This window comes from Microbispora sp. NPDC004025, from assembly GCF_053604425.1.
Genome location: NZ_JBSGHN010000012.1, coordinates 253,334 through 271,334 on the forward strand (window position 1 = coordinate 253,334; position 18,001 = coordinate 271,334).

Consider the following 18,001-nt stretch of genomic DNA (forward strand, 5'->3'; position numbering starts at 1 on the left):
GTCAGGCCGTGGCCGGGCGCGTCCGCACCGCCCGTGGGATCGGCCGCGGCCGCGCCTGTACGGGCGTGCTCGCAACAACGCTGTGCCCCGGCTGCGTCCCGTAGCAGAGGCAACACCGGGGCCAATGTCGCCAACGGTAGTGCACGGGGGTGCGTATGACCCCAGCCCAGCCGGCCGCGGAGCAGGGACAGATCACCGACCGATACACCTAAGCCGTCGAACGACTCCGATTAACCGGACAGGACGTGCGCCTGGGCGGCATCTACGCCTGCAACGCCTGACCGCCTACGTCCGCGACCATGACACCTGCGCCCCAGGGGACAGCAGTCGCGAATCCCCAAGCACTGCGCACCACGCCCTTCAGGCCCTTGCCAAGATCCCGCTCGCGAGGCCGGGCAGGGCAGGCAGACGGAGGTCTCCGCGGCGGGCATGCCGCGTGCGCACGGCCGCCGCCCCGCCCTGAGCGACCCGTCCTTCCCGGTTCGGCCCATGAACGCATCGCCTGGCCGGCCGGGCTGCCGCACTCCGCGACGTCGCGTGATCTTCCCCACTCCCTGGTTGCGCCGTAACAGAGAAAACGATAATCATTATCAAAACTTCCGCCAAGAGGAGACGGCATGGCACATCTGTTGGTGATCGAGAGCTGGGTCGGGGCGATGAGCACACTGCTGCCCCGCGCCATCCGCGACGCGGGGCACAGGTTCACGTTCCTCACCCGTGACCTGCACCACTACCTGCGTGCCGCGCCCAGCGCCCGATCGCACCCGCTACTGGCCGCCGACAACGTGCTGACCACGGAGACCAACGACCTCCCCGCACTCCTGTCCCACGTGGAGCGATTACACGACGTGCTCGGCTTCGACGGGGTCCTGTCCTCATGCGACTACTACCTGCCGGCCGTGGCGCAGGTCGCGGCACGCCTGGGCCTGCCCAGTCCCTTACCGGAGGCCGTACGGCGGGCCTGCCGCAAGGACCTCGCCCGCGCCGCCCTCAGGGACGCGGGGGTGCCGGGCCCGCGGTACGCCCTGGCCTCCTCCTGGGAACAGGCCGCGGAGGCCGCGACGGGTCTCGGTTACCCATTGGTGGTGAAGCCGGTCGATCTGTGTGCCGGGATGTACGTGCGGAAGGTGCGCGACCAGGCCGAGCTGCGCACGGCCTTCCTCGCCCTTGAGGAGTTCCCCGTGAACGCGCGAGGTCAGCGCCGGGTGCCGGTCGTGCTGCTGGAGGAACTGCTCGGCGGGCCGGAGGTCAGCGTCGAGACGGTCAGCGCGGGCGGCGACGTCCACGTGGTGGGCGTGACCGGCAAGAGCCTGGCCGGAGAGCCGTGGTTCGTCGAGAGCGGCCACATGTTCCCCGCCGCTCTGGACGCCGACCTGGCCCGGCAGGCGGAGGAGACCGCGGTGGCGGCGGTGCGGGCGCTGGGTCTGGACCTGGGCGTGGCCCATACGGAGCTGCGGCTCACCCCGGACGGTCCGGCGCTTATCGAGGTGAACCCGCGCCCCGCCGGCAACCAGATCACCGAGCTGGTCCGCCGGGTCACGGGCGTCGATTTGCCGATGGTGCACGCCCGCCTGGCCGCCGGCCAGCAACCCGACCTGACTTTCGCCGACACGGGGGTGCGCAGCGCGGCCATCGCCTTCCTGCTGCCCGGACACGCCGGCCGGATCGCCGCCGTCCACGGCACCGACGTGCTCGCCGCCGCCGCGGACGTCGTCGACTGGTCCGTCAAGCCGGCCGGGCACCGGGCGGGTGAGCCCACGAGCAACAACCACTACCTCGGTCACGTCATGGTGACCGACACCCTCGGCGGCGGCGCCGGAGCGCGGGCGCAGGAGCTGGTCTCGGCTCTGAAGGTCGAGTACGAGCGATGAACCTGACATCGATCATCAAACGGGCACTCGCCGGCGAACTGGGTCCCGATCCCGTGCGGGAGCGGGTCAGCACCGTCTTCACCACCCGGCAGGGCGTACGGCACGATTCCCGCAGGCGTGGCTATCGCAACCATGTGGTCAGCCTGCGGGTCGGCCGGGCCGTCGGCTCCTGCGCGGTCGAGCCCGGCGACGTGGCGGACGAGCTCGTCGAGGAGTGCGCCGGCGTCGCCGTCGCCGACCTGCTGGTCCACCCGGTGCCGGCGGTCCGGGTGGCCACGCTCGACGCCTACCTGATGTCGGCCCGCCCCCACTGGGGGGAGCGGGTCACCGTGGCGGCGGGGACGTCGCTGGAGAAGTCCCTGGCCCGGGCGGCGGCCGTGGTGGACCTACTGCCCGCCGGGACGGATCGGGTCCTCGTGGTGGGCGTGGTCAACTCGATGCTGCATCGCTTGCGGGAACGGGGCGTCCGCTACGTCCCGTGCGACCTGAAGGGCGGTTCCACCGAGTGGGGTGAGCCGGTGACCGCCGATGCCGCCCGTGCACTCGACGGCTGCGACGCCGTGCTCGCCTCGGGGATGACCCTCGGCAACGGGAGCTTCGAGACCCTGCTGGAGCACGCCCGCGCGCATCGCAAGCCGCTGGTGATGTTCGCCCAGACGGGCAGCGCGATCCTGCCGCACTTCTTGGGCGCGGGGGTGACGGCGGTGTCGGCGGAGCCGTACCCCTTCTTCTGGCTCGACGGCGGCGACACCGTCCTGTTCCGCTACCGGGAGCGGGCATGAACGAGCTGCTGTCCCTGGTCGGACGGACGCCTCTGGCTCGGATCACCGTCCCGCTCCCCCACCCGCACGGCGGGTTCTGGGCGAAACTGGAAGGCTTCGGTGTCGGCGGGATGAAGGCCCGCACCGCCGTCTCCATGCTCACCGCCGCCCGCGCCCGCGGTGAACTGCGACCCGGCGCCCCCGTCGTGGAGTCCACCAGCGGGACGCTCGGGATCGGGCTGGCCTTCGCCGGACAGTGCCTCGGGCATCCGGTGATCCTGGTGGTCGACGCCGAGCTCGAACCGGTGATGCGCACCCTGTTGCGCGCGTACGGCGCGCGTTTGGAAGTCGTGGACCGCCCGCACCCGCGAGGCGGTTGGCAGCAGGCCCGGCTGGACCGTCTGCGCGATCTGCTGGAGCGGCTTCCGGGCGCGTACTGGCCCGACCAGTACAACAACCCCGACAACCCTGCCGGGTACGCCTCGCTGGCTCGGGAGCTGGCCGAGCGGCTGGGCCAGGCCGACGTGCTGGTGTGCAGCGTGGGCACCGGCGGTCACAGCGCCGGGGTGTTCCGCGGCCTGCGTCGTTACTGGCCGGGCCTGCGTCTGATCGGGGTGGACACGGTGGGCTCGGCCGTCTTCGGCCAGCCGGCGCGTCCCAGGCTGATGCGCGGGCTGGGCAGCAGCATCCACCCGCGCAACGTGGCCTACGACCTGTTCGACGAGGTGCACTGGCTGGGCCCGGTCGAGGCCGTCGACGCCTGCCGCAGGCTGGCACGAGGGTCGTTCGTCACCGGAGGGTGGAGCACCGGCGCGGTCGCCCGGGTCGCCGCGTGGACGGCGCGCCGGGAGGCCGGGGCCGTGGTGGTCGCGATCTTCCCGGACGGGCCGGACCGTTACCTGGGGTCCATCTTCGACGACGAGTACTGCCGGGCCCGCGGGCTGCTGGGGCGGCCCGAGGACGGGCCCGTGGAGATCGCGCACCCCGGCGCCGTCGAGGTGTCCGGCTGGGCCCGCTGCCGTACGGTGGCCGACCCTTTGCTCGCGGAGGTCCCGGCGTGAGACTCACCTGGACCGTGACGCCGCTGGCACTGCGCGAACCGCTGCGGATCTCCCGCTCGGTGATGGCCGGCCGGGACGCCGTCCAGCTCACCGTGGCCCATGAAGGGCTGCGCGGCCACGGGGAGGCGGTGACCAGCGTCTACCACCGGCTCGACGTCGAGCGGATCACGGGCCTGCTCCGGCGGCTGCGCCCGGCGCTGGAAGAGCTGCCCGGCCCCGAGGCGGCGCTGGCGGCCGTGGCCGGCCCTGTGGCCGAAGCCCCCGGTGTGCTCGCCGCGGTGGACGCGGCCCTGCACGACCTGGTCGGGAAGCGGCACGGCCTGCCGGTTCACGCGCTCTTCGGTCATGCGTGGTCCGACACCGCGACCGCCTTCACCGTGGGCATCGGCCAGGACCCCGCTCCGGTTCTCGGCCGCGGCTTCCGGCTGATCAAAATCAAGCTGGGCGGCGGGGACGACGTCGCGCGTGTCCGCGAGATCCGCCGTGCCGCGCCGGGGGCCCGGCTGCTCCTGGACCCCAACGGGGCGTGGACGGCGGACGAGGCGGTGCGGATCCTCGATCGGGTCGCGCCACTGGGGATCGAGGCCGTCGAGCAGCCGGTCGCCCCCGGAGCCCCGGACGCCCTGGCCTGGGTGGCGGCGCGTTCGGCGATCCCCGTGATCGCCGACGAGGACGCGCGGACGTTGGAAGACGTGCGGAACCTGCCGGGCGCCGTGCACGGCGTCAACGTCAAGCTCGCCGAATGCGGTGGCCTGACGGCCGCGCGGCGGATCGTCGAGTTCGCCCGCGACCACGGTTTGCAGGTCATGCTGGGCTGCCAGGTGGCCAGCAGCCTGGGCATCGCGCCCGCCGTACACCTGGCGCACTCGGCCCGCTGGGCCGATCTGGACGGGCACCTGCTGCTCGCCGAGGACCCGTGGACCGGCATCGGCGGGCACGACGGCGTGCTGCGGCTGAGCGGTGAGCCCGGACTGGGGGTGCGCCCGGCGTGAGAGAGCTCTCCTGGCCCGTGCGGCTGTTACTTGTCAACCAATTCGGCGTCAACATCGGCTTCTACCTGCTGGTTCCCTATCTGGCCGGTCATCTCACCGGAGACCTGGGCCTGTCCGCCGCGGTGACCGGCGTCATCCTCGGGGCGCGCAATCTCAGTCAGCAGGGACTGTTCCTCATCGGCGGCTCAGCCGCCGACCGCCTCGGCGCGCGGCCGGTGATCATCTTGGGTTGCGCGTTGCGCACCGCCGGGTTCACCCTGTTCGCGTTCGGCGACGCGGTGCCGTTGCTGTTGTCGGCCGCCGTGCTCAGCGGGCTGGCCGGCGCACTGTTCAACCCGGCCGTCCGGGCGTATGTCGCCGTGGCGGCGTCCGACAAGGTCAGGGCGTTCGCGCTGTTCAACGTGTTCGCCCAGGCGGGGGCGCTGTGCGGGCCGGTGCTGGGCGGCGCGCTGCTGCTGGTGGACTTCCGGGCCGCCGCGCTCGCCGCCGCGGCGGTCTTCGCGGTGCTGACCGTCGCGCAGGTGCTCGCGCTGCCCGCGAGGGAGGTGCCGCGCAGCGGTTCCTCCGTGCTGGGCGACTGGCGGCGCTGCCTGACCGACCGGCGCTTCCTCGCCTTCGCCTTCACCCTCAGCGGCATGTTCGCCTTGGAGAACCAGCTCTACCTGGTGCTTCCCCTGGCCGCGGAGCGGGCGACCGGCACGGCGGGCTCGGTGGCGCTGCTGTTCCTGGTCTCCACGGTGGTGAGCCTGCTCTTCCAGGTGCGGATCACCAGGTGGCTGCGGGAGGCGACGAGCCGGGACCGGGCGATGGCGCTGGGCCTGGCCGTGATGGGAAGCGGGTTCCTCGCCCTCGCGCTGCTGCCCGGGATCGTCCCGGTCCTGGTGGCGGTGCTGGCGCTGGCCGTCGGCGTGATGATGGCGCAGCCCTTCGTGTACGAGCGGATCGGCCAATTCGGCGGCGAGTCTCTGTCCGGCACCTACTTCGGCGTGTTCTATCTCGTGTCCGGAGCGGTCGCCGCCGCGAGCACCGCGCTGATCGGCTGGGCGGGCGGGGCCGGGGCCGCCGTGTGCGCGGTGATCGGACTGGTGTGCGCGGCGGCCGTGCTCGTCCAGGAACGGCGGACGGCGGTGCCCACGTGAACTTCCTGACCGACAATCCCGCCTTGTACGAGGCGCAGTTTCCCGACCCGGACCGCAGGGCGGCTCGTTTCGTGGACGACCAGGTGCGGCGCTTCGACGGCGGGCGGAGCCTCCTCGACGTCGGCTGCGGGACGGGCCGCGACGCCGGCCGCCTGGCCGTCCTCGGCTACGACGTAACCGGCATCGACGTGTCCGAGGCGATGCTGGCCTACGCGCGCGACCGCCATTCGCGGGTGACCTTCATCCACGCCGACATGCGCGACTTCGCGCTCGGCCGCCGCTTCGACCTGGTGACGTGCCTGGACAGCGCCATGCTGTACTGCCACACCAACGCCGACCTTGCCGCGTTTTTGCGTCGCTGCCGCGAGCACCTGCGTCCCGGCGGGCTGCTGATCGCCGAGATGCGCGGCGCCGCCCACTTCCTCACCCACCCGGTTCCGGTTCCGTTCACCCGCACGGTGACCCACGGAGGCGTCACCTACACCTCCCGCACCGAGCTGTGGATCGACCACGGCGCCCAGCTGTTGCGGCGGCGCCGCACGTGGAGCTGGCCCGGCGGCGGCCCGCTGGAGCAGCACTCGGCGTGGCGGCTGCTCTTCCCGCAGGAGCTCACCTACTTCCTGGCCGTCGCCGGGTTCGAGGTTCTCGACCTGTTCGACCAGCCAGGGCCCCGGGCGGAGCCGCACGACGGCCCGCCTCTGTCCGCCGACCGGCTCCATGTCGTCGCCCGACTCGCGAAGGACCCCCACCATGCGTGACCATCTCAGCCGACGCGGCTTCCTCGGCCTGACCGCCGGAGCCGCTCTTATCGCCGGATGCGGCACCGGCACGACCACCACCTCCTCCGGGGACGCCGGCGGCTCCGGCGGAAGACTGCGCGCCGTGTTCGCCGGCGGCGGCGCCACCGAAGTGCTGGATCCGCACCTCGCCAACCTGTTCAACGAGGCCGCACGCGCCAAGGCCCTCTACGACAAACTCGCCGATCTCGGCCCGGACGTCTCCCCGCAGCCGCGCCTGGCCGAGACGTGGGAGCCGAACGCGGACTTCACCGTCTGGCGGATCACCCTGCGGCAGGCGCGCTTCCACGACGGGCGGCCGGTGCGCGCCCAGGACGTCCTGGCCAGCTATGCCCGGATCACCGATCCTCGCGAGACCTTCCGCGCCAAGTCCAGCCTGGCGCTCATCGACCTGCCGAACAGCCGGGCGGCCGGGGAACGGGCGATCGAGTTCCGGCTCAAGCGGCCGTTCGCCGAGTTTCCCAACGTCCTGGCCGCCTTCGGCGCCTACATCGTGCCCGAGGGCGCCACGGACTTCGCCAGGCCGGTGGGCTCGGGCCCGTTCTCCTTCGTGTCCTGGAAGCCGGGCAGCTCCGTGCTGCTCAAGCGCAACCCGGACTACTGGGACGGCGCGCCGTCCATCGAGGAGCTGGAGTTCCTCATCGCCAATGAGGAGTCCGCGCGGATCAACGCGCTGCTGGGGGGGCAGGTCGAGTACGCGCACGACCTCAGCCCGTCCTCCGCGCGCCAGTACGAGGGACGTGTCACGGTTGTCCGCGCCCCCAACAGCGCGATGCAGGCGTTCGCCATGAAGGTGGACCGCCCCCCGTTCGACGACCGGAACCTGCGGGAGGCGCTGTTCCTGCTCACCGACCGGCAGCAGTTGATCGACACCGTCCTGCCGGGTGCCGGACAGCTCGGCAACGATCTGTTCGGCAAGGGCTACCTGCACTACGCCGGCGGCATCCCCCAGCGCACCCCCGATCTCGACAGGGCCACGGCGCTGATCAGGAAGGCCGGCGCGGAAGGGCTCACCGTCGAGCTGACCACTTCCGCCGCCGCGGCCGGGTTCGTCGAGGCGGCCACGGTCTTCGCCGGCCAGCTGCGCGCCGCCGGGCTGAAGGCCGAGATCGTCAACGCGAGCAAGGACACCTACTGGTCGGACATCCTCACCAAGGGGTCCATCGTCAGCTTCCGCTCCGGGGCCATGCCGATCGAGACCCACATCGCGCAACGGCTGCTGTCGACCTCGACGACCAACGCCACCAGATGGAGGCGGCCGGAGTTCGACGCGCTCTACGAGACGGCCGTCTCGGCGCGGAACCCCGCCGATCGGGAGGCCGCCTACCTGAAGATGCAGCAAACGCTCCACGCCGAGGGCGGCCTGCTGGTATGGGGCTTCGCCGACTGGATCGTGGCGACCTCGCCGAAGGTCGGCGGAGTCCGGGCGGCGCCCGCCAACACCCTGGACTGGGCCCGGTTCGACAAGGTGAGCCTGGCGTGAACCTGACCCGCTATGTGGGGCGGCGGCTGGCCGTGGGCGTCCTGCAGGTCGCCGGGGTCGCCTGCCTGGTGTTCCTCATGGCGGAGGCGCTGCCCGGCGACACCGCGGTGGTGCTGGCGGGCGACCAGCCGGATCCGGCGCGGATCGAGCAGATCCGCACCGGGCTCGGCCTGGACCACCCCCTCACCGAACGCCTCGCCGCGTGGGCGGCCGCCGCCGTTCGGGGCGACTTCGGCGCCTCGCTCGTCTCCGGCCGACCGGTGAGCGAGATCATGCTGGACGCGCTCGGCCCCACCGCGGTGCTGGCCGGGATCACCCTGCTGCTCCTGGTCCCGCTGTCGATCCTGCTCGGGGTGGCCGCCGCGCTTCGCGAGGGGAGCCGGTTGGATCGGGCGCTGACCGCGGCGAGCACGGCGCTCTACGCGGTCCCGGAGTTCGCGCTCGCCATCGTGCTGGTGGCGGTCTTCGGCGTCGCGCTGGCGTGGCTGCCGCCGACCGGGCTCGGCGGGCTCACCCCCGCCGCCCTGGTGCTGCCGGTGACGGTGCTGCTGGTGCGGCCCGTCTGCTCCACCGGGCGGCTGGTCCGCTCCGCGATGCTCGAGGCGCTGGCCACGCCGTACGTGGGGCACGCACGGCGCCTCGGACTCAACCGGCTCGCGCACGCGCTGCCCAACGCGCTCATCCCCGCCGTACAGCACCTGGCCCGCACCGTCGACTGGCTGCTCGGCGGCGTCATCGTCGTGGAGGCCGTCTTCGTGGTCCCGGGGCTGGGCACCGTCCTGGCCGACGCGGTCGGCCGGCGCGACCTTCCCGTGCTCCAGGGACTCGCGCTCCTGTTCGCCGCCACGACCGTATCGGTGAACCTGCTCGCCGACGTCGCGGCCTTCCGGCTGGCGCCCCGCGCATGAGGTTTCTCCTGCTTGCCGTGCCCCTGGCCGTCGCCCTCGCGGGCCCGTGGTCGGCTCCGGACGCGACGGTCCACGGCGCCTCCTTCACGGACCTGGGGCTGCTCGGCACCGACTTCGCCGGACGCGACGTGTGGCACCAGGTACTCCTGGGCGGGCGATCCCTGGTGCTGACGGCCGGGTTCGCCACCGCCGGGGCCTACCTGCTGGGCATGGTGTGGGGCCTGACCGCGGCAAGAGCCCCCCGAATGGCCGACGAGATCCTCATGCGGCCGCTCGATGTGCTCCTGGCGGTGCCCTCCCTGCTGCTGCTCCTGGTGGTGGCGGCGCTGGCGCCCGACGGAGCGCTCGCCTGGATCGTCATGCTGGTCCACCTGCCCGACGTCGCCCGCCTGGTACGCGCCTGCGCACTGGAGATCAGTGCCAGGCCTGCCGTGGAGGCGTTGCGGTTGCAGGGCGAGAGCCGGTGGCGGATCACCGCCGGATTCGTCGTGCCCTCCATGGCCCGGGTGCTCGCCACCGACGCGGGCACCCGGCTGACCGGGTCGCTGTACCTCGTCGCCGCCGCGAGCTTCCTCGGCGTGGGGGCGCCGCCGGACGCCGCCGACTGGGCGGTGATGGTCGACCGGAACCGGGGCGGGCTCTTCCTGAACCCGTGGGCGGTCCTCACCCCCGCGCTACTGATCGTCATGCTCGCCGTCGGGCTGAACCTCACAGTGGATCGTGCACCGAAGAAGGCGGCATCATGATCGAAGTGGACGGGCTGGTGGTCTCCGTCCGGGACCGGACCCTGGTGAACGGGGTCGGCTTCACCCTGCCCGCGGGGAAGACACTGGCCCTGGTCGGCGCGTCCGGCAGCGGCAAGACGACCACCGCACTCGCGCTGCTCGGGGAGCATCCCGCGGGTGCCCGTGTCGCCGGCCGTATCACCGTCGCCGGACACAAGGTCGCCCCGGGCCGGCCTCCGCCGCCCGGGACCGTCGCCTACATCCCCCAGCACCCCTCCGTGGTGCTCAACCCGGTGCTGCGCATCGGGACCGTGCTCCGGCAGATCGCGGCGCGGCACAGCGGCAGCGTCGGCGACGCGCTGCGCAGGGCGCGGCTCCCCGGCGACCGCGACTTCCTGCGCCGTTTCCCTCACCAGCTGTCAGGAGGGCAGCAGCAGCGGCTCGTCCTGGCACAGGCGCTGCTGACCGGCCCGTCCGTGATCGTCGCCGACGAACCCACCACCGGCCAGGACGCCGTCACCCGGGCCGAGGTCGCCGCCGAGCTGTCCGGTCTCGGCGTCGCCGTCGTCCTGCTCAGCCACGATCTCGACCTGGTGCGGGAGCTGGCCGACCAGGTCGTCGTGCTCAGGCACGGGCGGGTCGTGGAGTCCGGCTCCGCGGTGCTGGACGCCCCGCGCGACGCGTACGTCAGGGCACTGGTCACCGCGCGGCCCCGCACGGCGCGGACCCGCATGGAACCGCTCCGGCTCCTGGAAATCGCGGGTCTGAGCACGGAGGTCCTGCGCGATGTGACCCTCGACGTCGCCCTCGGCGAGCGACTGGTCGTCGCCGGCCGCTCGGGCAGCGGGAAGACCACGCTCGCCCGCTGCGTCGCCGGTCTGCGCCCCTGGACGTCCGGGAGCGTACGGCTGGCCGGCCGTCCACTCCCGAGGTCCCCCCGCCGGCGCGGCCGCGCCGACTTCGCCCGCGTGCAGTACGTCTTTCAGGACACCCGGGCCTCGTTCGTTCCCTGGCGTCCCGTGGTCGACCAAGTCGCCAGGACCGCGGTGCGGCTGCGCGGCCTGGCCGCCCCCGCCGCCCGTGCGGAAGCCCACGCGACCCTGGCCTCACTCGGGCTGGACCACGAGACCGCGCGACGACGCCCCGGCGCGTTGTCCGGGGGCGAGCTCCAGCGCGCCGCCCTGGCCCGCGCCCTGCTCGCCCAGCCCGACGTGCTGATCTGCGACGAGATCACCTCCGGCCTGGATCCCGTCACCCAGTCGGAGGTCCTCGACCTGCTCACCGGGCTCGGCCTGACCCTGATCGTCATCAGCCACGACCTTCCCGTGGCCGCGCGCATCGCCGACCGGGTCGCGGTCGTCCACGAAGGGCGCCTCGTCGAGCACGGTCCGGCCGATCGGGTGCTCCACCACCCGTCCCACCCCGTCACCCGCGCCCTCACCGGCGGCTCCTCCCATGTCCCATGACAGCAGGCAAGTCCGCCAGGAAAGCCGGACGCGCCACGCCGCCGAAGACACCTATAAAAGGGATCGCATAACACGGTCGCGCTTCCGCGGCTGCTCTGCGCCGGAGATACACGCGGTCGGGGTGACGCCGAGGAGAACGTCACCCGATGACGCGCCGGAAGTCACGTGCGCGCCTGCTCCGAGCTTGGACGCCACCAACCTGTACGAATGGGTCGCGGCCCTTTTCGTCGTTTTCATCGCCACCGCATTGCTCGTCCAGGCGATTCGTGCCCTCTCGTGGCCGGTCTGGGATTCGGTCTCGCGATCGCTATCGCGGCGGCGCTGTGGTGGCAGGTCGCGGGGACTGAACTACCCGACCCGGTACGGCTCGGCCACGTCGTCGCGCAGCCTCAGGCCGTGGCCGGGCGCGTCCGCCGGGCGCACCGCGCCGCCCGTGGGATCGGCCGCGCCCTCGAACAGGTCGCCCTCGATGCGCACGTGGTCGTGGAACCACTCCATGTGGCGCAGGTTCGGCGTCGCCGCGGCGACCGGCGCGTGCAGGTTGGGCGCGCAGTGCGCCGACACCTCCAGCCCGTGCCCGGCGGCGATCGCGGCCGCGCCCGACCAGCCCGTGTAGCCGCCGCAGCGGGTGGCGTCGATCTGCAGGCAGTCGACCGCGCCCGCCGCGCACATGCGGGTGAAGTAGACGAGGTCGCCGCCGTACTCGCCGGCCGCGACGTCGGCGTCGGCCCGCTCGCGCACCAGGCGCAGCCCGGCCAGGTCGTCGGAGGACACCGGCTCCTCGAACCACCGCACGTCGTGGTCGCGCATCCGGCGCTCCATCCGCACGGCCTGTTTCGCGCTGTAACCGCCGTTGGCGTCCACGTACAGCTCCGCGGACTCCCCGACGACGCGGCGGGCGAGCGCGACGCGGTGCAGATCGCGGGCGGGCGCCGCGCCGGCGGACTCCCCGATCTTGATCTTCATGCGAGGGATGCCCTGCTCGTGCGCCCAGCGCGCGAGCTGTGCCGTCGTGACGTCGTCGTCGTAGGTAGTGAACCCGCCCGAGCCGTACACGGGCACGCGCTCCCTGGCCAGGCCGAACAGGCGGGCGAGCGGCACGTCCAGCAGCCGGGCCTTGAGGTCCCAGAGCGCGACGTCGACCGCGGAGATCGCGTAGCCGGCGACGCCCGTGCGGCCCGCGTTGCGCACGCGGCGGACCATCGCGGCCCACAGGCACGGCACGTCCATCGGGTCGCCGCCCCGCACCACCGGCGCGAGCAGGTCCGTGACGACCGTCGCGGCGGCGGCCGGCGCGTAGGTCCAGCCGAGCCCGGCCGCCTCGCCCGCGTCGGCGCGGACCACCACGATCGTGGTCGCGTCCCAGCTCAGCGTGCCGTCGGCCTCCGGGCGGTCGGTCGGCACGCGGTACGCCGACACGCGGAGGTCCCTGATCACGGCCGTCCCCTACCCGGGCATGACCCTCCGACGCTGGCCCAAGGGAAAGATTTTCCATGTGGTGAGTGTTCGGCTTCCCATTCCCCGGGCAGCGCGGCCTATATGACGGAAATCGCCTCCGAAGTACTCATCAGACGACTCGCCGACTGGGGTGTCGACACCGTCTTCGGGCTTCCCGGTGACGGCATCAACGGCATCATGGAGGGGCTGCGCCGCCAATCCGACCGCGTCCGGTTCGTACTGGTGCACCACGAGGAGGCGGCCGCGTTCATGGCCGCCGCGCACGCGAAGGCCACCGGCCGCATCGGCGTGTGCCTGGCCACCTCGGGCCCCGGCGGCATCCACCTGCTCAACGGCCTGTACGACGCCAAGCTCGACCACCAGCCCGTGCTGGCCATCACCGGCATGCAGGAGACGAGCGTGCTGGGCACCGGCTACCAGCAGGAGGTCCACCTCGACCGGGTGTTCGAGGACGTGACCGAGTACAACCTGGTGGTGGACAACCCCGCGCAGCTGCCCGGGGTGGTGGACATCGCGATCCGCACGGCCTACGCCCGGCGCGGGGTCGCCCACCTGTGCCTGCCCAACGACGTGCAGGTGGCCCCCGCCGACGCCGACCCCTACCAGCACGTCGCCCCCGCGCGCCCGCCCGCGACCGCCCCCGTCTACCTGTCCCCGCCCGGCCTGCCGCGCGCCGGCGACCTGACGGCCGCCGCCGAGGTGCTGAACGCGGCCCGGCGGCCCGCGATCCTCGCCGGAGCCGGCGCCCTGCACGCCCGAGCGGAGGTGCTGGCCGTCGCCGAGACGCTGGGCGCCCCCGTGATCAAGACGCTGCCCGGCAAGGCGGTCATCCCCGACGACTCGCCGTACGCCGTGGGCGGGATCGGCCTGCTCGGCACCAGGCCCGGCGAGGAGCTGGTCGAGGACTGCGACACCCTGCTGATGGTCGGCACCAACTTCCCCTACACCAAGCACCTGCCCGAGCCCGGCAAGGTCCGGGTCGTGCAGATCGACGCCGACCCCGCCCGCGCGGGCGTGCGCATGCCGACCGAGGTGCCGATGATCGGGGACGCCAAGGAGGGGCTCGCCGCGCTGCTGCCGCTGCTGAACCGCAACGAGGACCGGGCGCACCTGGAGAAATACCAGAAGGCCATGGCCGGGTGGCGGGAGAACATGACCGCCCTGGAGAACCCCGGGCGCAGCCCGATCGCCCCGCAGTACCTGATCGGCTGCGTGGACCGGGCCGCCGCCGACGACGCCATCCTCACCTGCGACTCCGGCACGATCGCCACCTGGGCGGCCCGGCACTGGACGATCCGCGGCGACCGGGAGTTCTACCTGTCGGGCAACCTCGCCAGCATGGCGCCCGGCCTGCCGTACGCGATCGCGGCGCAGCTCGCCCACCCCGGCCGGCAGGTGATCGCGTTCATCGGCGACGGCGGGTTCGCGATGCTCATGGCCGAGTTCCTCACCGCCGCCCGGCTCGGCCTGCCGATCACGGTGGTGGTGAACAACAACGGCTCGCTCGGCCAGATCCTGTGGGAGCAGATGGTGCTGGGGTTCCCCGAGCACGGAGTCAGGTTCGGCGCGCCCACCTCCGACTTCTCCGCCTGGGCCCGCTCCTGCGGCGGGTACGGCCGCAAGGTCACCGACCCGGCCGAGGTGGACGAGGCCGTACGGCAGGCCCTCGCGCATCCGGGACCCGCGCTCGTGGACGTCGACGTCGACCCGAACGAGCCGCCGATGCCGGGCAAGGTCGCCCGCGACCAGGCGGTCAAGTTCGCCGAGGCGTTCCTCAAGGGGCAGCCGCACAAGGCGGCCATCGCGACCACGCTGTTCAAGGACAAGATCTCTCAACTGGGGCGGTGACGCCATGACCGGCCAGGTGCTCGTTCCCCCGCCTTTGACGGCCCGGCCGCGACAGCCGTACGTGCGGCTGCGCGACCTGGAGCGGGACCTCGCCGCCCGGGTGGACGGCGAGGTCAGGTTCGACCCCGGCAGCCGGGGCGCCTACTCCACCGACGGCTCGAACTACCGGCAGGTGCCGCTGGGCGTGGTGGTGCCGCGCACGGTGGACGCGGCGGCCGAGGCGATCGCGGTCTGCCGGGAGCACGGCGCGCCCGTCACCTCGCGGGGCGGCGGGACGAGCCTGGCGGGTCAGACCTGCAACGCCGCCGTGGTGATCGACTGGTCCAAGTACTGCCACCGGCTGGTGTCGGTGGACGCCGCGGCACGCACCTGCGTGGTCGAGCCCGGCATCGTGCTCGACGTGCTGAACCGGCTGCTGGCCGGCATCGGCCTGATGTTCGGGCCGCGCCCGTCCACGCACTCCCAGTGCACGCTCGGCGGCATGATCGGCAACAACTCCTGCGGCTCGACCGCCCAGGCGTACGGCAAGACCGCCGACAACGTCGCGCGGCTGGAGATCCTCACCTACGACGGGCAGCGCATGTGGGTCGGGCCGACCTCCGACGAGGAGTTCGGCCGCATCGCCGCCGAGGACGGGCCGCGGGGGCGGATCTACCGTGAGCTGCGGGCCATCGTGGACGAGCACGCCGGCGAGATCCGCCGGCGCTTCCCCGACATCCCCCGCCGGGTGTCGGGCTACAACCTCGACCAGCTCCTGCCCGAGGCCGGGTTCGACCTGGCCAGGGCGCTGGTCGGGTCCGAGGGCACGCTGGTCACCGTGCTGCGGGCCGAGCTGTTCCTGGTGCCCGCGCCCGAGGCGGAGTGCCTTGTCCTGCTCGGCTACCAGGACATCGGCGTGGCCGCCGACGCCGTGCCGCGCATCGCGCGGTACGGCCCGCTCCAGCTGGAGGGGGTGGACGACAAGCTCGTGGACTTCGAGCGGCGCAAGCACATGCATCCCGACGTCCTCACGCGGCTGCCCGAGGGCGGCGGCTGGCTCATGGTCTCCTTCGGCGGCGGCTCCCAGGAGGAGGCGGACGGGAAGGCCCGCGACCTGCTGGAGGACCTGAAGAACAGCGAGCACGCCCCGCACGTCGCCTTCTTCGACGACGCGAAGACCGAGAAGAAGCTGTGGGAGGTCCGCGAGTCCGGGCTCGGCGCCACCGCGCGCGTCCCCGGGATGCACGAGACGTGGGAGGGCTTCGAGGACTCCGCCGTCCCGCCCGACCGGCTCGGGGACTACCTGCGCGACCTGCGCCGCCTGTTCGAGGAGTTCGGCTACGGCGACGCCTCCCTGTACGGGCACTTCGGGCAGGGCTGCGTGCACACCCGCATCCCGTTCGACCTGGTGACCGCCGACGGGGTGGCGGCCTTCCGGGCCTTCCTCGAACGGGCCGCCGACCTCGTCATCTCCTACGGCGGCTCGCTGTCGGGCGAGCACGGCGACGGGCAGGCCAGGGGCGAGCTGCTGCCGAGGATGTTCGGGCCCGACGTCATGACCGCGTTCGAGCGGGTCAAGGCCGTCTTCGACCCCGGCGACCGGATGAACCCGGGCAAGATCGTCGCGCCGTACAAGCTGGACGAGAACCTGCGGCTCGGCCCCGAGTGGACACCCGCCGACCCGCCCGTCCACTTCGGCTACCCGGACGACGAGGGCAGCTTCCAGCGGGCCGTCATGCGGTGCGTGGGGGTCGGCAAATGCCGCGAGCACACCGGCGGGGTGATGTGCCCGTCCTACCGGGCCACCGGCGAGGAGGAGCACTCCACCCGCGGACGCTCCCGGCTGCTGTTCGAGATGCTGAACGGCCACGCCGACTCCGCGGTGCGGGACGGCTGGCGTTCGGCCGCCGTGCGCGACGCCCTCGACCTGTGCCTGGCCTGCAAGGGGTGCAGGCACGACTGTCCCATGCAGGTCGACATGGCGACGTACAAGGCCGAGTTCCTCGCCCAGCACTACGCCCGGCGGATCCGGCCGGCCGACCACTACGCGATGGGGTGGCTGCCGGTCTGGGCCCGTGTGGCCGCGCTCGCTCCGGGCGTGGTCAACGCGCTGGCGCACGCGCCCCTGCTGTCCGGGCCGGCCAAGCGCCTGGCGGGGCTCGAACCGGCCCGGCCGGTGCCGGACTTCGCGCCGGCCCGTTTCCGCGACTGGTACCGGGCGCGCGGGCCCCGGGCGGGGGGCGAGCGCGGGCCCGTGGTGCTGTGGCCGGACACCTTCACCGACAACTTCCATCCCCACGTCGGCCGCGCCGCCGTGGAGGTGCTGGAGTCGGCGGGCTACCGCGTGCTGATCCCGCCGGGCACGCTGTGCTGCGGGCTGACCTGGATCTCGACCGGCCAGCTGGGCGTGGCGCGGCGGGTGCTGCGGCGCACCGTGCGGACCCTCGCCCCGGCGCTGCGCCTCGGCATCCCGATCGTCGGGCTGGAGCCGAGCTGCACGGCGGTGTTCCGCGCCGACGCGCCCGAGTTGTTCGCCCACGACCGGGACTTCGCCCGGCTGCGCGAGCAGACCAGGACCCTCGCCGAACTGCTCGGCGAGGCCGACGGCTGGGACCCGCCCCGGATCGACCGGGACGCCGTTGCGCAGCCGCACTGCCATCACCACTCCGTGCTCGGCTTCGGCGCCGACCTGGCCCTGCTGGCCCGCGCCGGGGTGCGGGCGAAGACGGTGGGCGGCTGCTGCGGCCTCGCCGGGAACTTCGGCTTCACCGCCGGCCACCTGGAGGTGTCGATGACCTGCGCCGAGCACGAGATCCTGCCGGCGATCCGCGCCGCCGGCGCCGGGACGCTCGTCCTCGCCGACGGGTTCAGCTGCCGTACGCAGATCGAGCAGGCGGGGGTGGGACGCCGGGCGGTCCACCTGGCGGAGCTGCTCGCGGCCGGGGTGCGCGGCACCCCGCTGGGCGATCTTCCCGAGTGTCGCGTCGCGCGCAGGCCCGGCCCGGCGCGGGTCCTGGGGTCGCGATGAGCGCCGAGATCGTGGAGGAGGCCGACCCCGCGCTCGAGGAGGACGCCTGGTCTGTCGAGGAGGCCTCCCTCGCCCTGGTGGAGATGACCCTCACCGCGGTGACGCGCGGCGCCGGCCTGTCGGTCACCCAGTTGCGGGTGCTGCTCGCGGTCGACCGGCACGGCCCGCTGAACCTGAGCGGGCTCGCCGGCCTGCTGGGCATGTCGGTCTCGGCCACCGGCCGCCTCGTGGCCCGTCTGCACACCGCCGGACTGCTGACGCGCCTGCTGTCCCCGCACAGCCGCCGCGAGGTCAGCATCGACGTCACGGACAGCGGCAGACACTCGCTCGAACGCATCCGCGCGGCGCGCCGCGGGCACATCGCGGCCGCGCTGCGCCGTCTGCCGCCGGACAGCCGCCGTACGCTCGCGCGCACGTTGCGCGAGCTCACCGCGGCGGCGTCGGACGACCCCGGCACAGGCGGCCGCGACTGACACCGGGAGAGG

General features: G+C 73.1%; 14 protein-coding genes. 13 read left to right on the forward strand and 1 reads right to left on the reverse strand.

What is annotated here, in order from left to right:
• Positions 1-617: 617 nt before the first annotated feature.
• From ACWEQG_RS27710 to ACWEQG_RS27755, 10 genes are read left to right on the forward strand one after another with little or no spacing between them, the layout of a single operon-like run.
• Positions 618-1,871, forward strand: a complete 1,254-nt coding sequence (locus ACWEQG_RS27710; RefSeq protein ID WP_452289087.1) for an ATP-grasp domain-containing protein — start codon at positions 618-620, stop codon at positions 1,869-1,871.
• Positions 1,868-2,653 carry a Rossmann-like domain-containing protein gene (locus tag ACWEQG_RS27715; RefSeq protein WP_452289089.1) on the forward strand — a complete coding sequence of 262 codons (786 nt, stop codon included), beginning with the start codon at positions 1,868-1,870 and terminating at the stop codon, positions 2,651-2,653. The genes ACWEQG_RS27710 and ACWEQG_RS27715 overlap by 4 nt, the downstream gene beginning before the upstream one ends.
• Complete coding sequence (locus ACWEQG_RS27720; RefSeq protein ID WP_452289091.1) at positions 2,650-3,693, forward strand: PLP-dependent cysteine synthase family protein; 1,044 nt, start codon at positions 2,650-2,652, stop codon at positions 3,691-3,693. Before ACWEQG_RS27715 ends, ACWEQG_RS27720 begins: the two co-directional genes overlap by 4 nt.
• Positions 3,690-4,685: a dipeptide epimerase gene (locus ACWEQG_RS27725; protein WP_452289093.1), complete on the forward strand. Its 996-nt coding sequence runs from the start codon at positions 3,690-3,692 to the stop codon at positions 4,683-4,685. Before ACWEQG_RS27720 ends, ACWEQG_RS27725 begins: the two co-directional genes overlap by 4 nt.
• On the forward strand, positions 4,682-5,824 hold the full coding sequence (locus ACWEQG_RS27730) for an MFS transporter (protein WP_452289095.1): 1,143 nt from the start codon (positions 4,682-4,684) through the stop codon (positions 5,822-5,824). The genes ACWEQG_RS27725 and ACWEQG_RS27730 overlap by 4 nt, the downstream gene beginning before the upstream one ends.
• The gene (locus tag ACWEQG_RS27735) at positions 5,821-6,582 is read left to right on the forward strand and encodes a class I SAM-dependent methyltransferase (protein WP_452289097.1); all 762 of its coding nucleotides are present in this window, start codon (positions 5,821-5,823) and stop codon (positions 6,580-6,582) included. Before ACWEQG_RS27730 ends, ACWEQG_RS27735 begins: the two co-directional genes overlap by 4 nt.
• Positions 6,575-8,104 (forward strand): ABC transporter substrate-binding protein, encoded by a 1,530-nt coding sequence (locus ACWEQG_RS27740; protein ID WP_452289099.1) that lies wholly within the window; start codon positions 6,575-6,577, stop codon positions 8,102-8,104. Before ACWEQG_RS27735 ends, ACWEQG_RS27740 begins: the two co-directional genes overlap by 8 nt.
• Positions 8,101-9,012, forward strand: coding sequence for an ABC transporter permease (locus ACWEQG_RS27745; RefSeq protein ID WP_452289101.1), 912 nt, complete (start codon positions 8,101-8,103; stop codon positions 9,010-9,012). The genes ACWEQG_RS27740 and ACWEQG_RS27745 overlap by 4 nt, the downstream gene beginning before the upstream one ends.
• Complete coding sequence (locus ACWEQG_RS27750) at positions 9,009-9,758, forward strand: ABC transporter permease (RefSeq protein WP_452289103.1); 750 nt, start codon at positions 9,009-9,011, stop codon at positions 9,756-9,758. Before ACWEQG_RS27745 ends, ACWEQG_RS27750 begins: the two co-directional genes overlap by 4 nt.
• Positions 9,755-11,203 (forward strand): ABC transporter ATP-binding protein, encoded by a 1,449-nt coding sequence (locus ACWEQG_RS27755; protein WP_452289105.1) that lies wholly within the window; start codon positions 9,755-9,757, stop codon positions 11,201-11,203. Before ACWEQG_RS27750 ends, ACWEQG_RS27755 begins: the two co-directional genes overlap by 4 nt.
• Positions 11,204-11,551: 348 nt before the next feature.
• Here the strand turns inward: ACWEQG_RS27755 and ACWEQG_RS27760 are convergent, their stop codons facing one another.
• Entirely contained in the window at positions 11,552-12,640 is a 1,089-nt protein-coding gene (locus ACWEQG_RS27760) for an enolase C-terminal domain-like protein (protein WP_452289107.1), read from the reverse strand.
• Between the two features lie 102 nt (positions 12,641-12,742).
• Here ACWEQG_RS27760 and ACWEQG_RS27765 point away from each other — a divergent pair, with 102 nt between their 5' ends.
• Genes ACWEQG_RS27765 through ACWEQG_RS27775 form a run of 3 tightly spaced genes read left to right on the forward strand, consistent with a single transcriptional unit; the run spans position 12,743 to position 17,989 of the window.
• Positions 12,743-14,509, forward strand: a complete 1,767-nt coding sequence (locus tag ACWEQG_RS27765; RefSeq protein WP_452289109.1) for a thiamine pyrophosphate-dependent enzyme — start codon at positions 12,743-12,745, stop codon at positions 14,507-14,509.
• 4 nt (positions 14,510-14,513) lie between these two features.
• Entirely contained in the window at positions 14,514-17,516 is a 3,003-nt protein-coding gene (locus tag ACWEQG_RS27770) for an FAD-binding and (Fe-S)-binding domain-containing protein (RefSeq protein ID WP_452289111.1), read from the forward strand.
• Entirely contained in the window at positions 17,513-17,989 is a 477-nt protein-coding gene (locus tag ACWEQG_RS27775) for a MarR family winged helix-turn-helix transcriptional regulator (RefSeq protein ID WP_363468694.1), read from the forward strand. The genes ACWEQG_RS27770 and ACWEQG_RS27775 overlap by 4 nt, the downstream gene beginning before the upstream one ends.
• The last annotated feature ends 12 nt before the right edge of the window (positions 17,990-18,001 follow it).